The organism is Bacillus songklensis, from assembly GCF_042649685.1.
Classification (GTDB): Bacteria; Bacillota; Bacilli; order Bacillales; family Bacillaceae_H; genus Bacillus_BA; species Bacillus_BA songklensis.
In genome coordinates this window covers 154,883-180,757 of the sequence record NZ_JBHRZT010000073.1, presented here as the reverse complement: position 1 = coordinate 180,757, position 25,875 = coordinate 154,883, and the positions used below count along the sequence as shown (strand labels likewise).

General features: G+C 41.1%; 22 protein-coding genes. 5 read left to right on the top strand and 17 right to left on the bottom strand.

Annotation, left to right across the window (positions count from 1 at the left end; all coding sequences use genetic code 11):
• Positions 1–87: 87 nt before the first annotated feature.
• Positions 88–981, bottom strand: a complete 894-nt coding sequence (gene galU, locus ACFOU2_RS24125) for a UTP--glucose-1-phosphate uridylyltransferase GalU (RefSeq protein WP_377918878.1) — start codon at positions 979–981, stop codon at positions 88–90.
• A gap of 256 nt (positions 982–1,237) precedes the next feature.
• Between galU and ACFOU2_RS24120 the strand changes: the two genes are divergently transcribed.
• The 3 genes from ACFOU2_RS24120 (at position 1,238) to ACFOU2_RS24110 (ending at position 7,281) form a co-directional block, all read left to right on the top strand.
• Entirely contained in the window at positions 1,238–2,836 is a 1,599-nt protein-coding gene (locus ACFOU2_RS24120; RefSeq protein WP_377918877.1) for a hypothetical protein, read from the top strand.
• A complete protein-coding gene (locus tag ACFOU2_RS24115; RefSeq protein ID WP_377918876.1) occupies positions 2,829–5,588 on the top strand; it encodes a DEAD/DEAH box helicase in 2,760 nt (919 codons plus the stop codon). Before ACFOU2_RS24120 ends, ACFOU2_RS24115 begins: the two co-directional genes overlap by 8 nt.
• Before the next feature lie 577 nt (positions 5,589–6,165).
• A complete protein-coding gene (locus ACFOU2_RS24110) occupies positions 6,166–7,281 on the top strand; it encodes a C40 family peptidase (RefSeq protein ID WP_377918875.1) in 1,116 nt (371 codons plus the stop codon).
• Positions 7,282–7,825: 544 nt separating this feature from the next.
• On the opposite strand, the gene ACFOU2_RS24105 is transcribed toward ACFOU2_RS24110, so the two are convergent.
• Positions 7,826–8,161 carry a single-stranded DNA-binding protein gene (locus ACFOU2_RS24105; RefSeq protein WP_377918874.1) on the bottom strand — a complete coding sequence of 112 codons (336 nt, stop codon included), beginning with the start codon at positions 8,159–8,161 and terminating at the stop codon, positions 7,826–7,828.
• Positions 8,162–8,269: 108 nt separating this feature from the next.
• On the opposite strand from ACFOU2_RS24105, the gene ACFOU2_RS24100 reads away from it, so the two are divergent.
• Together ACFOU2_RS24100 and ACFOU2_RS24095 are read left to right on the top strand one after the other, a co-directional pair.
• The gene (locus ACFOU2_RS24100; protein WP_377918873.1) at positions 8,270–8,713 is read left to right on the top strand and encodes a YwpF-like family protein; all 444 of its coding nucleotides are present in this window, start codon (positions 8,270–8,272) and stop codon (positions 8,711–8,713) included.
• Between the two features lie 617 nt (positions 8,714–9,330).
• Complete coding sequence (locus ACFOU2_RS24095) at positions 9,331–9,762, top strand: helix-turn-helix domain-containing protein (protein ID WP_377918872.1); 432 nt, start codon at positions 9,331–9,333, stop codon at positions 9,760–9,762.
• Positions 9,763–9,828: 66 nt separating this feature from the next.
• Here the strand turns inward: ACFOU2_RS24095 and ACFOU2_RS24090 are convergent, their stop codons facing one another.
• From ACFOU2_RS24090 to nuoL, 15 genes are all read right to left on the bottom strand, one after another.
• Positions 9,829–10,209, bottom strand: coding sequence for a hypothetical protein (locus tag ACFOU2_RS24090; protein WP_377918871.1), 381 nt, complete (start codon positions 10,207–10,209; stop codon positions 9,829–9,831).
• A 171-nt stretch (positions 10,210–10,380) separates the two neighbouring features.
• Positions 10,381–10,710, bottom strand: coding sequence for a hypothetical protein (locus ACFOU2_RS24085; protein WP_377918870.1), 330 nt, complete (start codon positions 10,708–10,710; stop codon positions 10,381–10,383).
• Between the two features lie 171 nt (positions 10,711–10,881).
• Positions 10,882–11,316 (bottom strand): 3-hydroxyacyl-ACP dehydratase FabZ, encoded by a 435-nt coding sequence (gene fabZ, locus ACFOU2_RS24080; protein ID WP_377918869.1) that lies wholly within the window; start codon positions 11,314–11,316, stop codon positions 10,882–10,884.
• Between the two features lie 145 nt (positions 11,317–11,461).
• Positions 11,462–12,310: a flagellar hook-basal body protein gene (locus tag ACFOU2_RS24075; protein WP_377918868.1), complete on the bottom strand. Its 849-nt coding sequence runs from the start codon at positions 12,308–12,310 to the stop codon at positions 11,462–11,464.
• 35 nt (positions 12,311–12,345) lie between these two features.
• Entirely contained in the window at positions 12,346–13,182 is an 837-nt protein-coding gene (locus ACFOU2_RS24070) for a flagellar hook-basal body protein (protein ID WP_377918867.1), read from the bottom strand.
• 63 nt (positions 13,183–13,245) lie between these two features.
• The gene (gene mreB / locus ACFOU2_RS24065) at positions 13,246–14,247 is read right to left on the bottom strand and encodes a rod shape-determining protein (protein WP_377918866.1); all 1,002 of its coding nucleotides are present in this window, start codon (positions 14,245–14,247) and stop codon (positions 13,246–13,248) included.
• 695 nt (positions 14,248–14,942) lie between these two features.
• Positions 14,943–15,215 carry a sporulation transcriptional regulator SpoIIID gene (gene spoIIID / locus ACFOU2_RS24060; protein ID WP_377918865.1) on the bottom strand — a complete coding sequence of 91 codons (273 nt, stop codon included), beginning with the start codon at positions 15,213–15,215 and terminating at the stop codon, positions 14,943–14,945.
• A 467-nt stretch (positions 15,216–15,682) separates the two neighbouring features.
• A complete protein-coding gene (locus ACFOU2_RS24055; protein ID WP_377918864.1) occupies positions 15,683–16,678 on the bottom strand; it encodes a peptidoglycan DD-metalloendopeptidase family protein in 996 nt (331 codons plus the stop codon).
• Between the two features lie 348 nt (positions 16,679–17,026).
• The gene (gene spoIID / locus ACFOU2_RS24050; protein WP_377918863.1) at positions 17,027–18,046 is read right to left on the bottom strand and encodes a stage II sporulation protein D; all 1,020 of its coding nucleotides are present in this window, start codon (positions 18,044–18,046) and stop codon (positions 17,027–17,029) included.
• 243 nt (positions 18,047–18,289) lie between these two features.
• Positions 18,290–19,597, bottom strand: a complete 1,308-nt coding sequence (murA, locus tag ACFOU2_RS24045) for a UDP-N-acetylglucosamine 1-carboxyvinyltransferase (protein ID WP_377918862.1) — start codon at positions 19,595–19,597, stop codon at positions 18,290–18,292.
• Positions 19,598–19,628: 31 nt separating this feature from the next.
• Complete coding sequence (locus ACFOU2_RS24040; RefSeq protein WP_377918861.1) at positions 19,629–20,378, bottom strand: YwmB family TATA-box binding protein; 750 nt, start codon at positions 20,376–20,378, stop codon at positions 19,629–19,631.
• Positions 20,379–20,553: 175 nt separating this feature from the next.
• Positions 20,554–20,790, bottom strand: coding sequence for a DUF1146 family protein (locus ACFOU2_RS24035; protein ID WP_377918860.1), 237 nt, complete (start codon positions 20,788–20,790; stop codon positions 20,554–20,556).
• Between the two features lie 118 nt (positions 20,791–20,908).
• Complete coding sequence (nuoN, locus tag ACFOU2_RS24030) at positions 20,909–22,417, bottom strand: NADH-quinone oxidoreductase subunit NuoN (protein WP_377918859.1); 1,509 nt, start codon at positions 22,415–22,417, stop codon at positions 20,909–20,911.
• A 5-nt stretch (positions 22,418–22,422) separates the two neighbouring features.
• Positions 22,423–23,946: a complex I subunit 4 family protein gene (locus ACFOU2_RS24025; RefSeq protein ID WP_377918858.1), complete on the bottom strand. Its 1,524-nt coding sequence runs from the start codon at positions 23,944–23,946 to the stop codon at positions 22,423–22,425.
• Positions 23,943–25,811 (bottom strand): NADH-quinone oxidoreductase subunit L, encoded by a 1,869-nt coding sequence (nuoL, locus tag ACFOU2_RS24020; RefSeq protein ID WP_377918857.1) that lies wholly within the window; start codon positions 25,809–25,811, stop codon positions 23,943–23,945. Before nuoL ends, ACFOU2_RS24025 begins: the two co-directional genes overlap by 4 nt.
• Between the last annotated feature and the right edge of the window lie 64 nt (positions 25,812–25,875).

Genomic DNA, 25,875 nt, shown 5'->3' with positions numbered 1-25,875 from the left:
ATAAGCGTTCCACAAGAGACCATAAGGGTGCTTGTCGAACGCTTATGCGTAAATAATTTAGCATGGATGGTTTTTATCCATGCTAAATTATTTACGTGGATTTATATATTCCCGCTTCATGACCTCTTGAAAATAATCAAGCAAATCTTGGCGAAGATTGTCTCGTCTTAACGCAAAATCAATCGTTGCCTTAATAAAGCCAAACTTATCCCCTACATCATATCGAACGCCTTGGAAATAATAAGCCATGACGGATTGGAACTCGCTTAACTTTCTGATGGCATCCGTTAATTGAATTTCTCCTCCCGCACCCGGGGGCAGCCCTTCCAATATCGAAAAAATCTCCGGAGTTAGTATATAGCGTCCCATAATGGCATAGTTGGAAGGAGCCTGCTCAAGCGTTGGCTTTTCAACAAGGGATTGGACCTGAAAAACACCATGATCAATCGGATCACCTTTTGGATCAATAATCCCATACTTTGATACTTCTTCATTCGCCACTTCCTGCACACCAATAACGGAACAACGGTATTTTTCATAAACGTCGATAAGTTGACGCAAGCAAGGGATCTCCGACTGAACAACATCATCGCCCAACATGACCGCAAAAGGCTCATTTCCGATAAAAGTTCGAGCACAATTAATGGCATCGCCTAACCCTCTTGGCTCTTTCTGGCGAATGTAGTGGATGTTAGCCAAATTCGAGATTGCTTGAATCTCCTCGAGGCGTTCCCACTTATCTTTCTTCGCCAGCGTTTCTTCCAGCTCATACGATTTATCAAAATGATCTTCAATCGCCCGTTTCCCCCGCCCGCTAATGATCATAATATCTTCAATTCCGGACGCGACCGCTTCCTCTACAATATATTGGATCGTTGGTTTATCCACAATTGGAAGCATTTCTTTAGGTTGGGCTTTTGTGGCAGGCAAAAAACGCGTGCCCAATCCAGCTGCCGGAATAATCGCTTTGCGAATTGTCATTTTGTTACTCCCCCCCACTCAAAATTCGCGTAATCCCGTTTATCTATTATATTGAAGGAACATCCCCATCTATGCGAAGGGAATGTAAAAAACTTGTTAATTTTAGTGTCACGAAGCTTGTCTCCAATAAAGCTCTTCCCTTTTGGAAGAAGTTTCACCTTAACTATCATAACAAAACCTTTTGTTGAATGCCATTTCAATCCTTTATAATAGCAAGTATGGAATTTGAACGACATTGACTAGCGGAGGCATTGAAATGAAAGAAGCGATTTTGCAAGCAGGTGATGCTTTAATTCAGCTCTTGGATTATCAAGACGACACAGTCCGGAAAAGAATTCAAAAAGGGCTTTCATTATACAGGCAGGGCTACGTTTATAACTTGAAAGAATTGCAACATTATGCGGGGGTCGTCGTCCACGATGAGAGAGAATGGATGGTGCTGTTGAATCTCCAGGATCTTTCTAAAAGTGAATGTGATTGCGGAGATTCTGACTTTTGTCCTCACCGCCTCGCCGGTTTCTTTTACGCCTATGCAGCGAGCGGACGGGTCGGGGATTTGCTTGAGAAGTGGAAACAGCAATCTGCCTCTCTCCAAATGGCTTCTTCTTTAGCTGCTTTTCGCCCTAAAAAAGAAATGTCCATCAACAGGACAGATCACTCGTATTCATTGAATGAATGGCAGGACTTGTTGGAGGATCGTTATGGGCGATTTACACAGGCTAAGCTTGTTCGCAGCACTTCCATTTATGCGGAACTTTACGAACAATATTTTTTATCCTTAACGAAAGAGGCACCTTCTCTCTCGCCGTATCGGGAATTATTTATGATTCATGCAGGCCTTTTGACGTTTATGAAAATGTGTGATGTGATGAGCACACAGAAACTGTCCAAGCAAACGTTCAATGCCTTTGTCCGCACGCCGTTATCCCAGCTCATTTATGAGATTGAGCAGAACGTGTATAAAGCAGCCCAGACATCGATGCCTTTTTCAGCGGATACCCTTTTATATGAAACCATGAAACAAATACGCATGGTGCTCTTTTATACATCGGCTCTCCCGTATGAGCGTATCGATTTATACCGAACTCTTTGGACACATTTGTTTAAACGTCCGAAATGGATCAAAGAGGAAAAACAATACCTCGAAAACGTACATGGGTTTCAGTTGGAACGCGATGTGGTTTTCGCCCATTTACTCGTGCTGGAAAAGCAAGATGAAAAAGCCGTTGCCTTTTTAAAACAGGCTGATTTATCGATCTTCCCCTATGTCTTCAAGTGGGCAAAGGATCATATTTACTATAAAGATGAACAGCGGGCAAACATCTGGCTCCTGTATATCAAAGAACGAATGGCCCCCTACATCCGTACCCTTCCTTCTTATCAAGGGAGCAGAGCCTTTGTATCCATGCTGTTATCACTGTTTGAAAGCTACAGTGAATTGTGTCGGGACAAAGCGGTCTATACAGATGCTTTACGAAGTTTGCTGCCATACAGTTTTGTGGAATACAGCCAGTATTTATATGAACAAAAGCAGTTTCAATCATGGCTAGAGCTGCAAGCGGCTTTTCGTTACGATATTTTAGAATATGACCGAAGCATTTTAAAGGATATCGAAGCCAAAAACCCGAAATGGCTTCTGCCTATTTATCATCAGTCCATTCAACAATCGATCGAAAAGAAGACTCGTTCAAGCTATGAAGAAGCCGTTCAACATTTGAAAGAGCTCCAGAGACTATATAAGAATTTGCAAAACGAGCAAGTATTTACTTCATATTTACAGCAGCTTACCCAATCAACAAAACGGCTGCGTGCATTCCAAGAAGCGTTAAAGAAAGGAGGCTTCGCTCATGATTGATTTGTTTTCGATGACCCTGCATGCCCAAATGATGGAAGACGGATCTTTTTTTCTTTATTTTACCGACCAAGATCACAAAGGGGTCGGCGCAGATATGTGGAAGCATTCTGTCTTCCTGTGGCATGAACCCTCTTTTTATGGAACTCTTCTTGAAAAAGGAAAAAAAGACGGACAAGAAGGCATCATATTGTCTCCGGCATTTGCCCTATCCTTTTTCCGTCACCAGGCAGATGACCATATATTAGGATATAACATGAGCAGTGAGACCCGAATGTATAAAAGAAGTGCCGAAGCGGTTCATAAAGCGATTGAGAGCGAAAGCTTCGAACCTGACTTTTCTTCATGGAAAGAAGGAAAAATGGCCTGGAAAGCTGATCACCTCACCTCTATTGAACAGCAGTGGCTTTCATCTGCCGTGAATGAAACGATTGAAACGGATGAAGAAGTAAAAGACGTGTGGGAAGAACTCGTCGCTTCCTATCCTTTATTAAAGCCTTCAGCAGGAGATGTATATGTGTTTGATGAACAGGATTGGCATGAGAAAGTTGGCTGGGTGCAGTCCGCCATCCCTTTTTCTTTCTTGCTGCGTCTGCAGGAGCCGGAAACAGACGGCGAGTTTTGGAAGCTTGAAACATTGTTGCGTGACCAGCAAACCCACACCATTTACTCTTTCTCAGACAAACTTCCAAAAGAGTGGGAAGGATATGAACCGTTTATCGACCGCCAATTATACATCATTCAAACGCTCGTACCGGAGTTATTTTCAAGAAAAGCGGACATAAAATCCAGTCTATCGGAAGAAGAGGTATGGAAATTTCTTACCCAGTGGAGTCTATCCCTATTGGAAGCAGGCTTTGAAATCCAGCTCCCTTCATGGTGGCAAGCGGTCAAAGAAGCGCAGCTTTCACTTAAAGCTTCTCTTCGTGATTCCGAATCCTCGAATCGGTCCGGCCTTGTCGGATTACAGTCACTGCTTGACTTCAACTGGAAAATTTCAACAAGAGGGATCAATCTTTCTGAGGAGCAATTCCTTCAACTTGTAGAACAAAAGCGGAGACTTATTCAGATCAATGGGCAATGGATTCAATTGGACCCCGTCTTTGTTAAACACGTTCAACGTCTCATGACAAAAGCCCAAAAAGAAGGACTGCGATTTTTTGATGTGCTCGAACAAGAACTCACCCATCAGGAAAAGAACCAAGTCATGTTGGAAGATGGGGAACTTAAGCATCCATTTTCCTCCATTCAAATCGAAGTAACGGAGACGTTTGCCAAACTGGTGAATCAGCTTCATGATTACACCTCCCTTCCTGAAAAGTGCATCCCTCCATCCTTCTTGGGAGCATTGCGTTCTTATCAGCAGCAAGGGGTCAACTGGCTTTTGTTTTTACGGGACCTCGGATTAGGCGGATGTTTGGCGGATGATATGGGCCTCGGAAAAACCGTTCAGCTTTTGGCTTATCTATGTTATGTGCATACCCATGAGAAGACGAATCCCTTTTTGATCGTGTGTCCTACTTCCGTAATCGGAAACTGGCAAAAGGAACTGGAGAAATTCGCTCCTCACCTGCGCGTTTATACCCACTACGGTCCAAAAAGATGGAGTGGAGATACGTTTTTGGAGGAGTTTAAGAAGACGGATGTTGTCATTACTTCCTATCCGCTTCTATCCCTCGATGTAGATGACCTTTCCAAACCAATATGGGGAGCTGTCATTTTAGATGAAGCACAGCATATTAAAAATGCCCAAACAAAGCAAGCAAGAGCTGCAAGGAAATTAAAGTCAACTCATAACATCGCCTTAACGGGCACACCAATCGAGAATCGCCTGACCGAACTGTGGTCCATTTTTGACTTTATGAATCCAGGGTATTTAGGAAGCTTGAACCGCTTTAAAACGAAGTTTGCAACACCGATCGAGAAACAGCAAGACAAGGAGCAAATTCAGAAGCTGCAGAAACTGGTCCGTCCCTTTATGTTGAGACGAACGAAACAAGATGAGGAAGTAGCGCTCAATCTGCCACCGAAACAAGAACAAAGAGAATATGTCAGCTTAACATTAGAACAGGCCTCTTTATACGAACAACTCGTAAAGGATACGTTTGCCGAGATTCAAAAGCTAACAGGATTTGAACGCAAAGGGGTTATTTTAAAACTTTTGACAAGGCTGAAACAACTTTGTGACCACCCTTCCCTCTATTTAAAAGAGAGCCGTCCTAAGCAAATTGCGGAGCGATCGTTAAAACTAGAGAAACTGCTTGAACTCGTTGAACACGTTCGCCTCCAAAATGAGAGCTGCTTGATTTTTACTCAATATATCGAGATGGGACACATGATGCAGCAAACATTAGAAAAAGCGTTAGGTGAGAAAGTTTTATTTTTACACGGAAGCTTAAGCAAAGATGCGAGAGATGACATGATTGCAGCATTTCAGGAGAAAAAGGCCCATGTCTTTATCCTGTCCCTGCATGCAGGGGGAACCGGGCTGAATCTAACTGCGGCCAACCATGTGATTCACTTTGACCGCTGGTGGAACCCGGCCGTTGAAAACCAGGCGACAGACCGCGCTTACCGATATGGACAAACCCGCTTTGTCCATGTTCATAAATTGATCACCCTTGGAACTATCGAAGAAAAAATCGATCAAATCATTGAAAAGAAAACAGCGTTAAATGAGCAAATCATCCAAAATGAGCAGTGGATAACAGAGTTGACGGACGGGGAACTGGAGGAACTTTTCTCCTACCATTAAATCCACATCACCTTTTTAGCTTATTCAAGATGTAGGAACAGAAAACCCGTAAATAACATAAAAAGCAAAAATGGATGTTAAAAATCAGGCTTGATTTATATAAGAGGAGACGAACATGCAAAAGAAGAAGAATCAAAAGAAGAAGAATCAAGAGAAGAAAATGAAAGAATCAGTAAATAAAGATGAAAAATGGAAGGAACTTTACCGATTATTAAAGAAGAAGCTAAAAAAGTAAAGGGTGAGCCTATTTACCCTTTACTTTTGTCCTTTATTCTATCATTATTATAGTATATATACCATTTTTTTCTTTATACATAATGCTAGATTACTATATTAAATATACATAGATTGTATTTAATGGTTCAACACCACTTGTCGCTTTTTGTGTTATTTAAAGTTTTTCTGTACTGACAGCTTTGAATAAGCAAAAAAGGTTCTCGTATAAGCATTCGACAAGGGCCCGAAAGGGAAATTGGCGAATGCTTATGCGTAAATCATTGGACATGGATGGCTTTTTATTCATGTCTAATGATTTATGTGGATTTATATAGATAATACCTTTTACAGGAGGATGCTCATGAAAAGGAAAGTTCTTTCGGTCTCCACTTTTGCGGCTTTAGGTGGAATTGTGTTGTTTCAAAGCCCTGCCCATGCTGATTCTGATTCTATTGAAGTTAAGCCCGGTGACACCCTATGGTCGCTCTCCAAAACTTATAAGACGACAGTAGCCGAGCTTAAATCTGTCAACCATTTAACATCTGACTCTATTTACACAGGACAAAAACTAAAAATTCCAACTTTTAAGCAGACATCCGTCTCTTCCCTTATGGAAATGAAAAGCCCTGTAAAGCCAGCGAAATCATCCGTTCAAGAAACGGAAAGCACCTACACCACCCAGAGCGGGGATACATTATGGAAAGTGGCGCAACGTTTTAATATGACCGTTGCTGAGCTAAAAACATTGAATTTATTGCGATCCAATACCATATATGTCAACCAGGTGCTAAAAGTAAAAGGCGAGCCGTCCAAGACGCCTGCACCAGAACAAAAGGAGATCCGGCCCGCCCCTGTTTCTGCCCCCTCATCGAATGAGGCGATTTCTCCTGGATCAGAAGCAGATACATATACGGTTCAACCCGGTGACTCAATATGGAAAATTGCCCAACGTTTTAACTTGACCGTTGCTGAGTTAAAAGACTTGAACTTATTGCGTTCAAATACGATTTATGTGAACCAGACATTAAAGGTAAAAGGTTCTCCCTCCATTTCTCTCAATGAAAAAGCAAAAGAAACACCGGCTGCTCCTGAACCGGCTTCCCAAAAGATCCAAATTGATTTTACAAAGTTGATTAATGATGCAAAAGCTGTTATGGGCACACCTTATAAATGGGGAGGCACTACACCGTCAGGATTTGATTGCAGCGGTTTGATTTACTATGTATTAAACAAACAAGCACCTGTTAAGCGACTGAGTACAGCGGATTATTGGAGCCAATCCACTTCCGTAAGCCAGCCTCAACTTGGAGACTTCGTCTTCTTCTCTACATACCAAGCAGGCCCTTCTCACATGGGTATTTACATAGGAAACGGACAATTTATCCATGCTGGAACTTCAAACGGCGTTACAATCGCAAGCTTGGATAGCAGTTACTGGAAAGTCCGTTATTTAGGATCGAAACGCTTGACGCAATAAAGCGACAATGAAAGGATTTGTCATGAAAATCTTGGGTTTCTCATGACAAATCCTTTTCTGTTTTAAACGAAAAATGCCCGATTAGTTGGGGCTAATCGGGCAAATAAAAAGGGGGGGGCAAACGAAGAATCATTTTCTTTCTAGTAGAATGCTTGAAAAAGAAAAGGTTTCTTTCTCCTCTTCTTTACGAAGGGGCTTTTACAAAACGTAAAAGTAAATGGGAGAAGATGTGAAAGTTGCTAGTGGAAATCACCTCCTTTCTGTCGATGCATAGGATTATATGAGGGAGATTTGTGAAGTGCACGGACATATAAGCAAAGGAAAGGCATCTCACACGATCGGACATCGACATTTTAGTCTTTCGACGTACAGGATTGTACTAGCAAAGGCGTGGTGATTGACATCGCGATTTTAGCCTTTCGACGCACAGGACGTGCTAGCGAAGACGTTGCGACACGACGTCGCGTTTTTAGTCTTCCGACGTACAGGATTGTACTAGCAAAGGCGTTGTGACAGGACGTCGCGATTTTAGCCTTTGTTCCTTTTATACATTCACCGAAACCGTATGACTTAAAAACTTGATTTGTTCTGCCACCACCTCTGTGACATACGTTTTTTGATTTTGTTCCTTTTCGTAACTTCTCGTCTGAACGCGTCCTTTAATTCCAACCAGAGTTCCTTTTTGGCAACGCTGTGCAGCGCTCTCTGCGCTTTTTCTCCATAATGTGACCGTAATAAAATCGGTGCCGATTTCACCATTTTGATTTCGAAAATCTCTCGGGACAGCCACGGTAATAAAACAAAAAGGAACACCCTCCGAGGTGTAACGCAAGTCGGGGTCTTTCGTTAATCTCCCAACTAAAATAGTTTGATTCATCATCGTTTCTCATCTCCTTATGCCGTAGGGGACTTTTATTCTCAATAATTTACAATTATTGTGTTATAATAGATGGGGACACTTAAAACATGGAATAAATGGGGGGATTGGATGAAAACTTTTAAACTTGTTGCGTTAGAAGCCGCTTCTTCAAATTCCAAAGACACTAATTATCAAACAATGGAACTTATAGATGGGCTGATCATTAATAAAGAAAATGAGGAAAATCATTGGATTATCGAGGCTTTACTTCCTAACACATATCTTTCCTACTTCGAAGAACTCTCCAAACAACATCAACAGGTAAAACTACAAGCAACCATTTCCAAGAAAAGCAACGCCCCTGCAAACTTTTCCGCCAGCATAATTGGCATCACAAAAATGAAGCAGCATTTCAGCGTATTGTTCAAAGGGTTATTAACAGGTAATAAGGCCCATTCTCCAGAAATGATTTTAGAAGACTTAATTGAGCAGGGATTAAGCGGGGATGCTTTGCTTCAAGAATTTAAGCGCAGGCTTTACGAGAAGCGGAAAACCCGTTCATCCATTAAATAAGTGACAACGGCAATGAATCCAGTCATGCGGGAAACCAAATGCAACGCCTTATTGGATGGAAAGCACGGTATTCAAGACCTTTCTATTTTTTTATTGAATGTCTTGTGTTGTTGAAGGGGATCAAAGACGCTGATTTGAATTTGTTTCCCTAAAATCAGGTGATCATAATTCCAGCGTTTACTATCGTCCTCAACATTCCGAAGAACAGGTCTTTTCAGATAAAATCTCACTACGGTTTCTCCTCCTTTTCTCGTTGATTCTATTTCATCATAATACATTTTTCCTATTTTTCAACCTGCGTTAGATGACTTATAGATGTTGATAAATCCAATGTCGTACTTTCTTCTACAAATTTCTTGATTGTTCTACATAAAGATAAAAAATTTGTCGTTTTTTCACTCAAAATCCTATTCATTTTTTATACATTCTTACAATTATTTACCATTTTCGACTAAATGTTCCCTTCTGTTTTTGTTTTCAACATATTGTATTTTTATTCATAATATTTGAATTTTCTGATAAAAATGTTCTAATTCTTCACATTACGATTTGTGTTCCTGATTGGAACGTGAAAAGTACACGAATTTTTGTAAATACATATGTATCAGGAAAGAATGGTGATTGAATTGTCAAATCTAGCCTATAATTTGAGATTTTACCGCGAGAATGCAGGATTAACTCAAGGAGAACTGGCTGAACATTTGAACATTTCCCGTTCTACATTATCAAAATGGGAGAGAAATCATCAGGAGCCTTCACTCCGCGATGTCATTGTCCTTTGTGATTTCTTTCAAATTAGCTTGGATCAATTAGTCGGGAGAAAACAAAAAAAGCGTAAGCAAGAAACCTTACAAGAAATTCAGAGCACATATGATTTTATCGATAATCCTTTGAATGACAACGCGCATAGCTTACTGCTTTTTTTAAAAGAATATCCGAAGATTGAAAATCAATTACAGCAATTATCCAAGCTTCCTTCCAAGTCTCAAAAGAAACTGCTGCCTCTTATTCAAGCGTTGCTCGAAAAAGCGGTAGCCATGGAAAAATAGGAGATTGTTTTCATTTGCTATTTTAGTGACCTATATAACAAAAAAACGCAGGGGACGCCTGCGCTTTTACTCGTTCGTTAATTTCTCGATCCAATATTTTGCTTCCGCTTTACAAGAATATGTCACATCGTCTAATCCCTTTTCTGCTAAAAGGGCATTCAATCGCTCCATCTGCTCGTTCGTTGGTGCCTCATTGACAATCTTCTCGATTGTGCTATTAATTTTACCTGCTAACTCTTCATGAAACGTAGAATCCGCTTTATCTTCATTACTAAGCCGTTCAAACCAGGATGCGTGATTCTCTATGTACCTTCTCCACTCGCGAATAAACTCTTCCGTATCATACTTCTCTTCATTCCATTCGATTTTGCTCATGTACTGTTCAAATGCGACATGGATAGAACGCGTGATACTAATTTTTGTACCTTGTGGCAAGTTTTTAAACATCGATGAAAAGTACCCCCAAACTATTATCTGACTAATTTATAATTTTAGCAGACTTTAAAGTGACTGTCATCACTGAAGGAAATTTTCGACAATGGGTATTTTTGGATATTTTTTATTCTTAAACCCAACATGTAATAAGCCGATTCCTTTTAAAGAAACCGGCTTTCACTATCATTCGTCTTTGTTGTCTTCATCATTCAAATCTCTTGGATCTTCTACTGCGTCTTCCGGATCTGGATCCGCATCTTTTTCATCATCTTTGTTGATTGTGTCATTTTCATCGACACCAGGTGCCATGTCATTTTCAGCATCTGTATCGCCATTCAGATCGTTTGTGTCATTGTTGTCATTGTTGTTATTTGTATCATTTTGATCTGCCGGAGCTTGATCCTCATTTCGATCATCTTCCGGAGGCGGCTCCTGATCATTATTGTTACAGCCCACCATCAACATGGCAGATAACAATGTACCTGTTAGCATGAGAAACCATTTTTTATTCATAGTCATTCTCCTTTCTACGATTATGCATGACCTGCATTCTATTGTTTGGTCTTTGCTTATCATTCCCCATATATATGGAATTATGTATTATCTTTCAACAAATAAAAAAAGCCACTCAAAAGAGCAGCTTTTATGTACTAAATCAGTTCATTAAAACATTAAGATTAAGGATTATGCCTGCTTTTCTCCAAGCGCGAACATGATTTCCGCTTCACACACGATTTCTCCATCAACAGTAGCGGTTCCTTTGCCTTTTCCAATCGATCCGCGCACTCGTACCATTTCCACTTCTAGTCGAAGCTGGTCACCCGGTTTCACTTGCTTTTTGAAACGGCAGTTATCGATTCCTGTGAAGAAAGCTAAACGTCCGCGGTTTTCCTCTTTTTTCAACATGGCAACAGCACCTACTTGAGCAAGCGCTTCAACGATAAGCACTCCCGGCATCACCGGATAATCTGGAAAGTGACCATTAAAAAACTCTTCATTGGCAGATACATTTTTAATGCCAACAGCTGATTTCCCTTCTTCCACTTCTAGAATGCGATCAACTAATAAAAAAGGATAGCGATGTGGAATTATGTTTTTAATTTCTTGAATATCAAGCATGATAACCATTCTCCTTCCTTGTTTTATCCCCCTCTAAGGAGCATTAGAACTCCCGCTTTTCATAAGAGGGATAACTTAGCTCGATTCATTCAACTAATCATCAGGGTGCCTCTCTGATGAAATTTCATTTTATTTATTCTTCCCTTTAAGAGCGAAGACCGTTGACGAGCCCCATCATTTGATCGGCAACAGAAATGGATTTTGCATTAAACTGATACGATTTCTGTGTTAATAGCAACTCTGACATTTCTGCGGCTAAGTCTACATTCGATTCTTCCAGTACACCCTGCTGAATGTCTAAATCAGACCGTTGTGTCCCCCGTGCCTCTTGTACAACATCCTTCATTGTTAAATTTAAGGCATTTAAATCTGGAAGTCCAAATAAGTTATTTCCTGCCCCTTGCAGCAAGTGAGGTCTTTTCACCTGAACGACCCCAAGCTCAAATACCTGATTCGGAGTATCACCGTTAGCTGATACAGCCGCAACGTTTCCATTCGGCTCAATTCGGATGTTTTGAATGGGGCCTTGTACTACAATTGGTTTATTGTTCTGATCCAGAATGGCATTTCCTTGTGAATCTGTCAGCATGAATCGGTTATTGGTCATCGATGCCAAATGAAACGATCCATCTCTCGTATAGCGTACAGCTTGCCGGCCATTTTCATTCACTAATACTTTAAAGAAAAAGTTTTCTTTTGTCAGGGCTACATCCAGAAGTCTTTCTGTTTTTTTCAAGGCTCCCTGATTTGTCTGAATGTTCGTATGGGCTAATTTAGCACCTACTCCCTGGCGGATTCCATAAGGAGTGTTTCTTCCGTTTTCCTTTCCGATATTCAGCTGATTATCAAACTGCTGATACAGCATGTCACTGAAATTAGCTTCCTGGCGTTTATATCCCGTTGTATTGACGTTGGACATATTATGGCTAATTAAATCAAGTTGATGCTGTAATTGAGTCATTGTATTGGATGCATTAATCATAGAGCGGTTCAATGTAAACTCCCCCTGCTTTAGCGTTTAACCTGTTCTTAACGTAAACGGCCAATCTCATTGGCGGCTTTCTCCATGCTGCGGTCATAGGCCTGGACAATCTTTTGATTTGCCTCAAAAGCGCGATAGGCACTTAATAATTCTGTCATCGTTTGAGTGACATCTACATTTGAGCGTTCTAATGATCCTTGCTGTATATCAAAGCTAACAGCCGGATTTCCAAAAGCTGACGGGAGGGGAAGTTCATTATCTGTCCGATATAAGCCATTTCCTTCTTTCATCATGCTATTGGCATTTTCCGTCATAGCAATATTCAGTTGGGCTACTGATTGGCCATTTTCCATAACAGTACCTTGAGAATTGATTTGAAAATCGGTACCTTGCAGCTGAATTGGTTGATTATTTCGATCCATGACATACAAGCCTTCATTTGTTGTTAAAAATCCTTGTCCATCAAGAGTGAAGTTCCCGTTTCTTGTATAACGGATTGAATTGTTTTCATCCCTGACGGTAAAGAAAAATGTCCCTTTTACACCTTCCTCATTAACAGGGACTATACGATTTATTAGAGCGACATCTGTCCGCCGCCCGGTTTCCCTCACATCACCTTGTGCAAAATTAGGGGTAACCTCTTGCACATATACCCCCGTATTAAGCAAACCTACTTCTTTCTTTCCTGTCCACTGGGATTTGTCTTTACCGGGAACTCCGTTGCTTTGGAGCTGCTGGAGAAGCATTTCCGGAAAGGCTCTGAGGGAAGCCTGATCGGCCTTGAATCCGGGTGTGTTTGCATTCGCCATATTGTTTGTCAACATATCCGATTTTCGTTGCTGTGAAAGCATCCCTGTTGTTGCTGTGTAAAAACCTTTGAACATTTTTCCTCATCCTTTACAGAGAACTAAACTATACGTTTAATTTATCGTCATCTGTGGAAAAAACTAAATAAGTTGGCGGCGTGGTAATTTATCCATATTGTCTAGCATAATGCCGGTTCCGATTGCTACACAATCCATCGGGTTCTCTGCGATCAACACAGGGACCTTTAACTCTTCAGCCAACAGCTGATCGATTCCATGCAATAAAGCCCCGCCACCGGTTAAAATAACGCCCCGGTCAATGATATCCGCTGAAAGTTCTGGAGGGGTACGTTCTAAAACGCTTTTAGAAGCTTGGACAATTGAAGCAACTGATTCACGAAGCGCGCCTTCCACCTCATGGGATTTTATTGTAATCGTACGCGGCAATCCACTGACCATGTCTCTTCCGCGAATATCAATTTCTTCATCACGCGACCCTGGGAATACGGTACCGATTTTTATTTTGATATCTTCCGCTGTACGCTCACCTATCAAAAGTTTGTATTCACGTTTCACATAATTAAGAATTTCGTGGTCAAATTTATCTCCCGCTGTTTTAATCGAAGACGACGTTACAATATCCCCCATGGATAAAACCGCTACATCTGTTGTTCCGCCGCCAATATCGACTACCATATTCCCGCTCGGTTGGAAAATGTCCATACCCGCTCCAATCGCAGCGATTTTAGGCTCTTCTTCTAAATAAACTTTTTTACCGCCGCTTTTTTCCGCTGCTTCGCGAATAGCTTTTTGCTCGACAGACGTAATGTTGGTTGGGCAGCAAATTAAAATGCGGGGTTTAGATAAAAATCCTTTGACATTCAATTTATTGATAAAATGCTTAAGCATTGCTTCTGTAACATCAAAATCAGCGATCACTCCGTCTTTTAAAGGTCGAATCGCGACAATGTTTCCAGGGGTACGCCCTACCATTCGTCTTGCTTCTTCCCCTACCGCGAATACTCTCCCAGTATTTCGATCAATGGCCACTACTGAAGGCTCATTTAATACGATTCCTTTTCCTTTTACATGAATTAATACATTAGCCGTACCAAGGTCAATTCCAATGTCTTTTGCTAACATAATCATATATCCTCCTTCCGTCAAACGAGTCTTTGTCCCGTTCTAATGAGCGATAGAACATTCACTTCCCTAAGTGAGCATAACCGTTCTAACGAACTCAATTAGTTCCACTAACCATCACGGGGATGACGAACTCCCCCTGATGGAAGTTTCACTCAATCCCGTTCTAACGGGCGGTAAAATCCTCCATTTTCTGAGCAAGGATAACCGCCGCGCTTCTCTAAGCAGGATAATCGCCCATAGAAACAACCATCAGGGAGACCGGAGACCAACTCCACTGATGGAAGTTCCATACTATTTTGCTCTATTGGACGGTAAAATTATCCATCCCTTAAGCAGAATGAACCCCTCCAAAGAACCTACTTCGTTTAACTAACCATCAGTCAAGGAACCAAGACTAGGAGTATGGCGCCTTTGTTTGTACGTTCATGTATTTCACAAGTCTTTGCCAGCACATGCTGTGCATCGAAGCATTCCTTGATGGAAGTTTCACTTGATATGATTTCCATGCTTTTTTACCTAATTTAATATTTTATCATAAATTAACTTATCATGCAGATTTATTTTAAAATGGTTATAAAATGAAATTAGAGAATTTTGAGCCGGCTTCTTTAATATAATTAAAACGGACAAGGGGTTCTAGGCTTTTTCATTGCGCATCCTAGAATCCATTGTCCGTTCCGGTACTTTTTTATTTACTGGACTGGTTCCTCCTGTAACTCCTCCTTTTTATATTTTAATTTTGTCGCTTCCCCTCCGCGAAGATGTCTGATGGATTTATGATAATCAAGAATCTCTTTTACTTCATTTGCTAGTTCAGGATTGATTTCCGGGAGTCTTTCTGTTAAATCTTTATGGACTGTACTTTTAGAGACACCAAATTCCTTCGCAATGACACGAACGGTTTTTTTCGTCTCTACGATATACTTTCCAATCTTGATAGTTCTCTCTTTGATGTAATCGTGCACACCACTCGCCCTCCCCAAATTGGATGTGAGAGGCGTGAAATGAGAGTCGCTTTTCCACACAACGAAGAAGTGTTTGTCATTGTTTTATCAAACCTTCGAAGGCCGTCACGATTCCTCACCTCATACACTCTCTTTGTTAGGTTTGTAACATTTTATTAGCTTGGGTGAAGATATATGCTACAAAACTCAAGGCGGACAAGGAATTTATCAGATTTTTTAAAAAATATTATGTTCTTCACCTAAAAAGTATGGAAATCTGACTTTTTTTAACTTTATTTTTTTGTTTGTAAAACCATAATGGAATTTGCCATTTCTCAAGAAATTTGTCTTGTTTCCACCAGTTTGTCGAACAACCATAGCACCCGGGAGACATTTTTCCTCCACTGGTGTTATTTATAAAAGTCGACATAATTAAACGGACATGGATAAAAAGCATCCATGTCCTTTTGGTTATGCGGATTTACAGATTATGCGTTTGTATTCGTATCTGAAGCATCAGACGAAGGTTTAGTTCCTTCTTCTTTCTTCTCTTGATCTACATTTTTGCTATCTTCTTCAGATTTTTTGTCTTCATTATCTGTAGATGGTTGTTCAGCATTTTCAGATGCGTTTTTGTTGTTTTGTTCTTCTGTATTTGTAGTAGATTCACTTGGCTCGCTTGATTCCGTTGAAGTTGATTCAGTTGGTTCTGCTGATTCAGTTGGTTCTGTTGATTCAGTTGGTTCTGTTGATTCAGTTGGTTCTGTTGATTCAGTTGAATCACTTGCTTTTTGTTCTTTGATAGCCGTTAAAGGTTTACCAATAAAATCATTTGGATTTAAAGGTTGGCCGTCTTTACGAACTTCAAAGTGTACGTGGGTTTTAGCTTCTTTATTAAATAAGCTCTGGCCTGATTTTGCGATCACTTCACCTTGTTTCACTGTATCACCAGCTTCAACTTCCACATTCGCCAATGATTGATAGTGAGTCACAATGCCGTCTTGGTGATCTACTTCAACGACATAGCCAAGAATTGGATCTTTTTCAGCTTTTGTAACAGTACCGCTGGCTGCCGCTACTACATCAAAAGACTTTCCGTCCTTCATCACAAGGTCAATCCCTGTGTTTGGATGGTACGTATTATTATAAAAAACTAATGCGGCTTCCTGATCCTCTTTTGATGCTTTGTCATCGTAATACTTGGTTTGTACAACAACAGACTCAGAATCCTGTACCGGCATTTCCAAATGCTCTAATTGTTTGTTCACTTCAACTGCTGGTTCTTCTCCGTTGTATGCTGTACCTTCCGATAATTCATCTGTTCCATTTTTTCCATTCTTGTCGCCGTTAGCTTGGAACCAAAGAACAGCTGTTAAGATAAGCGCTGCACTAATAAGATAAATTGCAGGAAATACCCAGCGCTTTCTGAAAAATTTTTGAATTGCTGTTGGTTGAGAAATACGTTTCTTTTCTTCCTCTCTCATGATTATCACCTCAGCAACCATTCTGAACAGAAATGCGAGGATATATACACAAAGAAAAAAATTTTTTAGATTATTTTTCGACAAAACCAAAAAATCTATGTACCCGATTTAAAAAAAGCCTATACATAAAAGGAAAAAATAAGGTCAACCTACTAATGAAAGCCTTCAATTACAGGATGGGTCTAACTGATCAGAGCTGACACCGATACTTGTATGTTAGAAGAGCCATGTTTGAATACTAAAAAAACCACCTTCCTCATCGATTACAACCCTTAGAGGAAGGTGGTTTTTATCCCGCATTAGCAGGCAGTAAGACCTCCACTGATGGAAGTTTCCTTTATATGACCGCTATTTTTTAGCCGTCAGTTTTGATAAAAATGGATCATATGAGGAAACGGTAGCACCCTGATAATAATAAGTAACAATATCCTGATAATTCTTCCCTTCCGTCGCCATACCATTCGCTCCATATTGACTCATTCCAATACCGTGTCCGTACCCTTTTGTGGTGATGATAATCTGGCTCCCTTTTCTCTCCCAAGTAAAATCAGTAGAACGCAAGTCAAGCTTTTCTCTTATTTCTTTTCCTGATAGCTCTTTTCCGTTAATGGAAACCAATTCTATACGCTTCCCGGGAGTGCGTGCAACAACCTTGCCTAATGTACCATTCCCCGATAACCGAACCCCTAACTTCTTCTCAAAATCATGGACATCTATGACCATTTGATCGAAATACTTGGGTGATTGTTTATCCCATGGGCTTGCTACACTTTTCAAATAAGGCACTGAGTTAGGCCAGTATGCTTCTGAGTTCTCGGTATATCCGTTACTTGTTGAAAAAAAGGCAGCCGTAATCGGTGTATTTTCATATGTCAAAATCTTTCCGTTTGTTTCAGAAACGGCTTTTCTCACTTTTTCTATTTTCCACTCATAATCACGTCCCCATACTTTCTTCAAATCTTCTTCATTGTAATAAACTTGATGAAGAACAGTATCTGTTACGTTTGCTCCTTTTGGGACAGATGGATCACTGTTACTGAGCAACTGCTTAACGATATAAGTGCGGGCAGCTAAACTTTGCGCTTTTAGCGCTTCCAGCTCAAATTCTGCCGGCATTTCTGCCGCTACTACCCCCAACACATAATCTTCGAGCGGAACTTTCTCAATTTGCTTCGTTTTCGTTCGGTAAACGGCTACCTCTACGGTGGGACCTGAAGGAGCCTCCGTTTTTGCTTCGGCTGTTCGAAGTTCCTCACCTAATTGTCCACTCGTCTTATCTGCAAACGGAATGACTAATAATGTTGGGATTAATAAGATCATGACAAATAATGATGACACTAGCACGACAATTGGTTTTACATGTTTCATCAACAATCGATCCTCCATCTATACAATTTGAGGAACATCCTCATATTCATACATATGGAGGTGGACAACCTTTTATGACATGAGGTTTTGCCAATGGGACCGTTCTTCCATTGGCAAAACCTCATGAAATGGGCCTCTATGTGAATTAGAATAAAACCGAAGATTTAGGGAAACGGTCCATTTCGTCAAAACCAAGAGAAACTAGAGAACGAAAAAAGGAGCCGATTGATCGGCCCCTTTTTATTATACGTTTATATCTGATACTTGTTGAATGTTTTCTGTTTGTTGGACTTTGTCATTGACTCGTTCAATGTCAGCACCTAATGCCGCCAACTTTTCATGGAAATTCACGTAGCCGCGGTCTAGATGCTTAAGCTCCGTTACACGAGTATATCCATCCGCCACAAGCCCTGCTAAGATAAGAGCTGCCGCTGCACGTAAATCTGTTGCTGCTACTTCGGCCCCTTGAAGTTTGCTTGGACCATTAATAATAACAGAACGTCCCTCGATTTTAATGTCTGCATTCATACGGCGAAACTCTTCTACATGCATAAAACGATTTTCAAAAACCGTTTCTGTAATCATGCTTGTGCCGTTCGCTGCTAATAATAAGGACATCATTTGAGATTGCATATCCGTAGGGAAACCAGGGTGAGGCATCGTTTTGATATCTACTGCTTTTAAAGATTCAGGACCGATGACACGCAATCCATCTGCCTCTTCAATCACAGTTACACCCATTTCTTTCATTTTAGCAATAAGTGAGCTTAAGTGCTCTGCTACTGCACCTTTTACCAATACATTTCCGCCCGTGATAGCAGCTGCTACCATAAAGGTCCCAGCTTCAATGCGGTCAGGAATAATGTGATGTGTAGCACCGTATAATTTAGAAACACCTTCTATACGGATTGTGCCTGTACCAGCACCACGTACTTTAGCCCCCATCGCATTTAAGAAGTTCGCTAAATCTACGATTTCCGGCTCTTTTGCTACGTTTTCGACAATGGTTGTTCCTTCAGCAAGTGTTGCTGCCATCATAATGTTTTCTGTTGCTCCAACACTTGGGAAGTCTAAGTAAATTTTTGCTCCGTGTAATTTGCCGTCTACCTTCGCATCGATAAAGCCATTTCCTACTTTTACTTTTGCACCCATTGCTTCAAAGCCTTTTAAATGCTGATCGATTGGTCGTGAACCAATTGCACAACCTCCAGGCAATGCTACACGAGCCTTACCTGTGCGAGCTAATAGTGAACCCATAACGAGTACAGATGCGCGCATTTTTCGAACATATTCAAAAGGTGCATCTGTTTTTAACTCTCGAGATGCATCTACAATAACACGATTTTGCTCAAATTTGACCTCCGCGTTAAGGTAACGTAATACCTCACCAATCGTAAATACATCGGAGAGAGCAGGTACATCATTTAGAACAACTTTTCCATCACTAGCTAATAAGGTTGCAGCGATAATAGGCAAAACAGCATTTTTTGCACCTTCAACTTTTACAGTGCCGTTCAACCTTTTTCCGCCGCGGACGATGATTTTTTCCAAGGTATTCCCCTCCGCGTCCATTTTCTCTATATTAATATTCAGACGTGATAATAGGTGTGCCAACGACAAAGGTCGTCTTACCGCCCATTCCAGTCTCTCGCAATCCTATTTGCAGATTCATTCTATGTTGTCGGGTTGGAAGAGCTTCTTTCCACATTTCAGTATATGCTGACACCGAAACAAATGACTCTTCTATCAAAGACTCTGTCGGTACAGCCTGAAACTCATCCAATAGTTGTCGGACCTTTAGTGACAAAACACTTTCAATCTTATCATTGAATTGTCCTTTCACACAAGAGAAAATTATGGGATTAAATGTGAAAAGTTTGTGATAATGCTTGTCGTAAGTCTCCACATATTCATGTGCCTGCTTGTCTTCCCACTTATCCCCTTTTACACTATATAGCAAATACGTATAAGCTCTCTCATTTTTGAGGGTCCAAACTAATTCAATTTCTTCTTTCAAGGAAGAATCTTGATGCTGTGAGGTACCGGTCGCTCTCCACGTTTCTCTTTCCCCTTTTATTTCCCAATCGAAACTTGGAAATGTCTCTTTCAGCTCAAGAAATTTGGCTTCAAAGCTTTTTTTGTCTTTTATTGTCGAAAGAGCTTCACGAGCATATAAAGACCACTCGTTTATTTGGACAGGCTGATCCTTTAATATATTTATTATTTGCGGCAGTGCTGGTTCTTCCTTTGTTGCCACAGTCACATAATTTCCATAATAAATGAAGAAAGCAAGAAAGAAAATAGCCAAAAAGACACTAATTTTTTTACTCATTCCGTCACTCCCTCTCCTTATCCATCATTTTTTCCGGAATGGATAAGGACATACATAAAAAAACTCGCCACAATATGACAAGCGTGAAAGAAGAAGGAGCATAACAGAGGCTGGCTGAACAAGGAGTTTTACCATCTTGTTCAGCCAGCCTCTTCATCTATACGTCATTACGCACCTAGGAAAAAAGTGTCGGAATGCGTTGGGACCAAAATAAATAATCCAGAAAAAAGTTACTCACGGCCGAGCCGATGGTGATTGTCAGCAAGATCAGCAGAAGCCTTGCTTGAATGACTCGGTTTGGCTTCATTAATTTCTCAATTTGAAACCCCTGTAATGCCCACCAAGTCACCACAATAAAAAACAAATGAGAACAGAGCGTCATAATCGCTTGTTGCCCCACACCAGCTAACATATCGCTACCCTTCCTTCTATCCCTTTCTAACCGGCGGCAAGGCCCCGCTTTCATGATCAACACTCTACGCAAAAAAGAGAGGGCTGCCGCCTCTCTTTTTATTAAAACATAAATGAACTTAAGAGAAAAAGTCTTCAAAGTTTCCTAAATAGTGAAAGAAAAACTCATAAGCAATGTTTGGGAAAATTCCCAGTAAGACCGTTCCCGTTACACAAATAATTAAAGGCAAGACTAGTGTGCGAGATATCCCAATGTGACTCGTTTGGCCGGCCGGCCGAAAGAATATTTGGACAAAGATACCGAAGTAGTAATAATAAGAAACAACAGTCGCAGCAATCATGATACCCGCTAATATATAGTGTGCTGGTTCTGTAACAAGAGCTCCCATGAAAATATTTAGCTTTCCGATAAAACCTGCTGTTCCCGGAATTCCAGCGAGCGATAGCAGAAAAATCCCCATCGCGATCGCCAAAAATGGAGAACGACGGTACAATCCAGTAAAACTTCCCAAATCCTCTGACTTGGTATGGGACGTGACCAGCTGAATGACAATAAATGCCCCTACATTCATCAATAAATAGGCCATCAAATAAAACCATATGGCATCAAGGACAAAAGGAGATAGTACGGTAAATGCGACAAGTATGTAACCGGCATGCGCAATGCTCGAATATGCAAACAGCCTTTTTATATTTTGTTGTTTTAACGCAATCGCATTTCCGATGATCATTGTAGCGGCAGCCAAGAAGGCAATATAGTCTTGCATGACAAGCCAAAGAGAGGTCTCCCCTTCTTTTGCCGGGACGTTAGCAAATACCGTAATGAAAATCCGAAGCAAAATAACAAAGCCTGCTGTCTTTGAAATGACGCTTAAAAAGGCGGTGACGGGCAGCGGAGCACCTTCATATACATCAGGAGCCCACATGTGGAATGGAACCGATGCGAGCTTGAATGATAGGCCAATGAAGATCATAAAGAAAGCGATGGCTAATAAGAATTCATATTGCGGATTTGTGAGCTGATTCAATTGGGCCGCGATATCCAATAGGCGCGTTGAACCTGTCAATCCATAAACATAACTGACTCCAAATAGGATAAAGGCAGTGGAAATACCCCCATTGATGACATACTTCATCGCCGCTTCATTGGATTTTTTATTTTCTTTTCTAATTCCCGCAAGAATATAGGAAGAAAGAGAGAGCAGTTCCAGGCCGATAAAGAGCGTAATGAGATCACCGCTTGAGGTCATCATCATCGCTCCGAGCAACGCCGTTAAAAGCAAATAATAAAATTCTCCCCGATAAGTTAACCCTTCTTCCGGCCCATATTGAACAGCCATGAACATGACAAGAGCTGAACCAACTAGCAGCAGAAGCTTAAATAATTTAGCGAAAGCGTCTAAACGAAATGTGTCCTCTAAAATATTGGCTGATGGGGCCCCGATTAGGAAGAACAATGATACAATCGCCGCTAAAATCCCCGCTAATCCAATATAACCAAGTATTTTGTGCTGCAGCTTTTTTCCCGCAAAAAGATCCAGGAGAGACAATAGGGTGGCCATGCCCAAAATGATGAATTCCGGTGTCATTAGTGTCCATTCATAGCTTAATAACGTTTCGATGTCCACGCTGATCACCCCCCGATTCCCAATGCAATGGACTGAATGGATGTTTGAATTAATTCTGTTAAAACGGCCGGGTACACACCTATTAGAATAATGAAACCAAGAAGGATGGCCACTGGCAGCGCCTCAATGCCTTTAAGATCTTTCGCTCCTTCATATACTGGATTGCTTTTTCCAAAGGTCATGTTTAAGACTGCTCTCAGTAAATATACGGCTGTCATAATGATACCTAGTGTCCCAACCGCTGCCAGGAAAGGCATCACTTTAAATAACCCTAAAAAAGCCATGAACTCACTAATAAAACCCGACATGCCCGGCAATCCCAGGGAGGCCATCGTCCCTGCCAATAAAAAGCCTGAAGCTAACGGCATCGTTTTAGCAAGCCCCCCAAGACGAGAAATGGTCGAAGTATTGACTCGTTCATAAAAGACGCCCACAAGGAAGAATAACAATGCTGAAATAAAGCCATGTGATACAACCTGAAAAATAGCGCCTTGCAAACCAGCTTCATTCAACGAGCCCAGTCCGATTAATACGATTCCCATATGCGAAACACTGGAGTATGCAAGCACCTTTTTGAAATCAGGTTGGATAAAGGCCAAAAAGGCACCATAGAGCAAATTAATGATACCCAGTACTACTAGAATACCGGCAATTTTCTGAAACTCTTGCGGAAACATCCCAAGGCCAAACCGAATGAAACCAAATGCACCAATTTTCAGCAAAACGCCTGAATGGAGCATAACGATGGAAGGAGGTGCTTGTACGTGGACTTGGAGCATCCATGTATGAAGCGGAAAAATCGGAAGTTTAATTCCAAATGCCACTAAGAGCGCGATAAGTAAACCAAACCGTGCACTTTCCGATAATGGAGCGATGGTCTGGACGTCCCCCGCCCCCCTGTTTAATATCTCTGTCAGCAGAGCAATGTTAGAGGTTCCCGTTCTTGCAAGTAATGTCACAATGACGATCAATAACACAGCCGATCCGAGACCGTTATAAAGAAGAAACGTGTATGCCGCTTTTTCCCTTTCAAAAAATCCCCATTTGCCGATGAGGAAAAACATTGGAATGAGGGTGATCTCAAAAAAGATAAAAAATAACACAAGGTTTTCTGCAGCAAACACACCAAGCATCCCGACTTCGAGTAAAAGAAACAGCATAAAATATCCTTTCCATTCATGCTTAATGTAGATGGATGCAATGGCAGCAAGACTTGACAGCAAAGCGGTTAACAAAATCATGGCTAAGGAAAGACCGCTCAATCCCAACTCATAGCGAACAGCAAACGCCCCTTCAAGCATGGGGAAATGGCCGAATTGAAACCAATCATGCACTTGCGCAAAATCTGTGTACGCTTTTCCTGATTGAATTTGACTATATACCCGTATCGCTAATGCAAGGGGAATAAGGGTTGCTAAAAAACCAACCCGTTTAACGAGATGTTCCTTGTTTCTTGGAATAAACAACAAAGCAATTATGCCAAGAAGCGGGGAGAAAACAAGCCATGATAAAAGATAGGAATGATTCAACTTAAATACCCCCCTGACACCGCAAGTATAATGATCAGCACAGCCAATCCAATAAAAGCAACTGTTCCATAACGCTGGGTTTGGCCGTTATGAAGACGAGCTCCATTCTTTCCGATGGACTGAACCGCAGATACAACCAACGCGATTAACCCTTTAACAAAGAATTCATCGATATATTTGCAGAAAAGGCTAATGATCTTCACAACGTTTACAACGGTTCCCCGATAGAACTCATCTACATAATACTTTCGGTATAATACCGAATAAGTCATCGGAAGGGCTCCGCTTAACCAATCTCTTGACCATGCCTTTTTGCCATACATCATATAAGCAATCAAAATTCCAATCAAAGATATGACCGTTGCCAACACCATGATCCATAAAGGTCCCTCAATATGTCCATGTCCCAACTCAGGACGATTTTCCGTCAGCCAGTCACCCAGGAATGTACCAAACCACGGTGTTTGAACATAACCGGCTCCAACAGCCAGCACCGCTAACATAATCATGGGCATGGTCATGACAGCTGGTGATTGATGAATGTGTTGTTCTTCTCCACGGAAATCACCACTAAACACCATAAAGAATAGACGGAACATATAAAAAGCTGTAAATAAAGCAGCAACTATGGCAAGAGCAAATAACACGTAATTTCCGTGGGCCCAGGCTGCAATTAAGATTTCATCTTTACTAAAGAACCCTGAAAACAACGGCACACCACTGATCGCCAGGGTACCGGCCAGAAACAGAATTCCCGTTAGGCGAAGCTTCCTCCACAGGCCTCCCATTTCTTCAATGTTTTGAGTATGTACTGCATGAATGACACTTCCTGCCGCCAAGAACAATAAAGCTTTAAAGAAAGCATGTGTCATTAAATGAAAGACACCGGCTACATATCCAGCCGATCCGAGTGCCAGCATCATGTAACCAAGCTGGCTGACAGTTGAATAAGCCAATACCCGTTTAATATCCTTTTGGACCAAACCAATGGAAGCGGCAAAAATGGCCGTAATCGCTCCAACTGTCGCTACAATGGTTAAAGCTGCCTCACTTGCTGCAAAGAGCGGAAACATGGTCGCTACTAAATAAACGCCCGCTGCTACCATCGTTGCAGCGTGAATTAAGGCTGATACAGGAGTGGGGCCTTCCATCGCATCCGGCAGCCATGTATGAAGCGGAAGCTGACCTGATTTCCCTATAGCACCGATAAAAATTAAAATACTCGTTAAGGTAATCATGGTTAAAGGAATCGTGCCGGCTCCAACAGCCTTAAATATTTCATCATATTCAAAGCTGCCCACTTGCCAGAATAATAGAATCATACCAATGAAAAGGCCGACATCCCCTATACGTGTCATAATGAATGCCTTTCTGGCAGCAGCAAACGCTTCTTCCTTATAAAAATAAAAACCGATTAACAGAAATGACCCAAGACCTACAAGTTCCCAAAATACATAAAGCTGAAGCAGGTTGGGAGAAAGGACAAGCCCTAACATCGCAAATGTAAACAATCCGAGATATGCGTAAAAAACAGAAAAACGCTCATCCCCATGCATATATCCTTTTGAATAAACATGTACTAAAAAGCTGACAAGCGAGACAATCACGATCATGAGCGCATTCAATGCGTTCACTTCAAATCCTGCTGTTATAATCGTATCACCGATTTGCAGCCATGTACCTTCTGCCTTATAAGTCGGTCCCTGCAGTCGATTCACCAATACTACGACAGAGAGAATGAATGAAAGAAAGGTGAAGAATATCCCGATGTAGGCACTGTTTTCCTTCAAACGCTGACCAATGAGAAGAAGGAACAAAAATGAGATAAGTGGAAAAACCGGTATGAGCCAAGCATTCTCCATCATCGTATTCCCAATCCCCTTTTTCCGATGCTTTCCGTATAGTCAAATATATACAGCCTTCATCGTT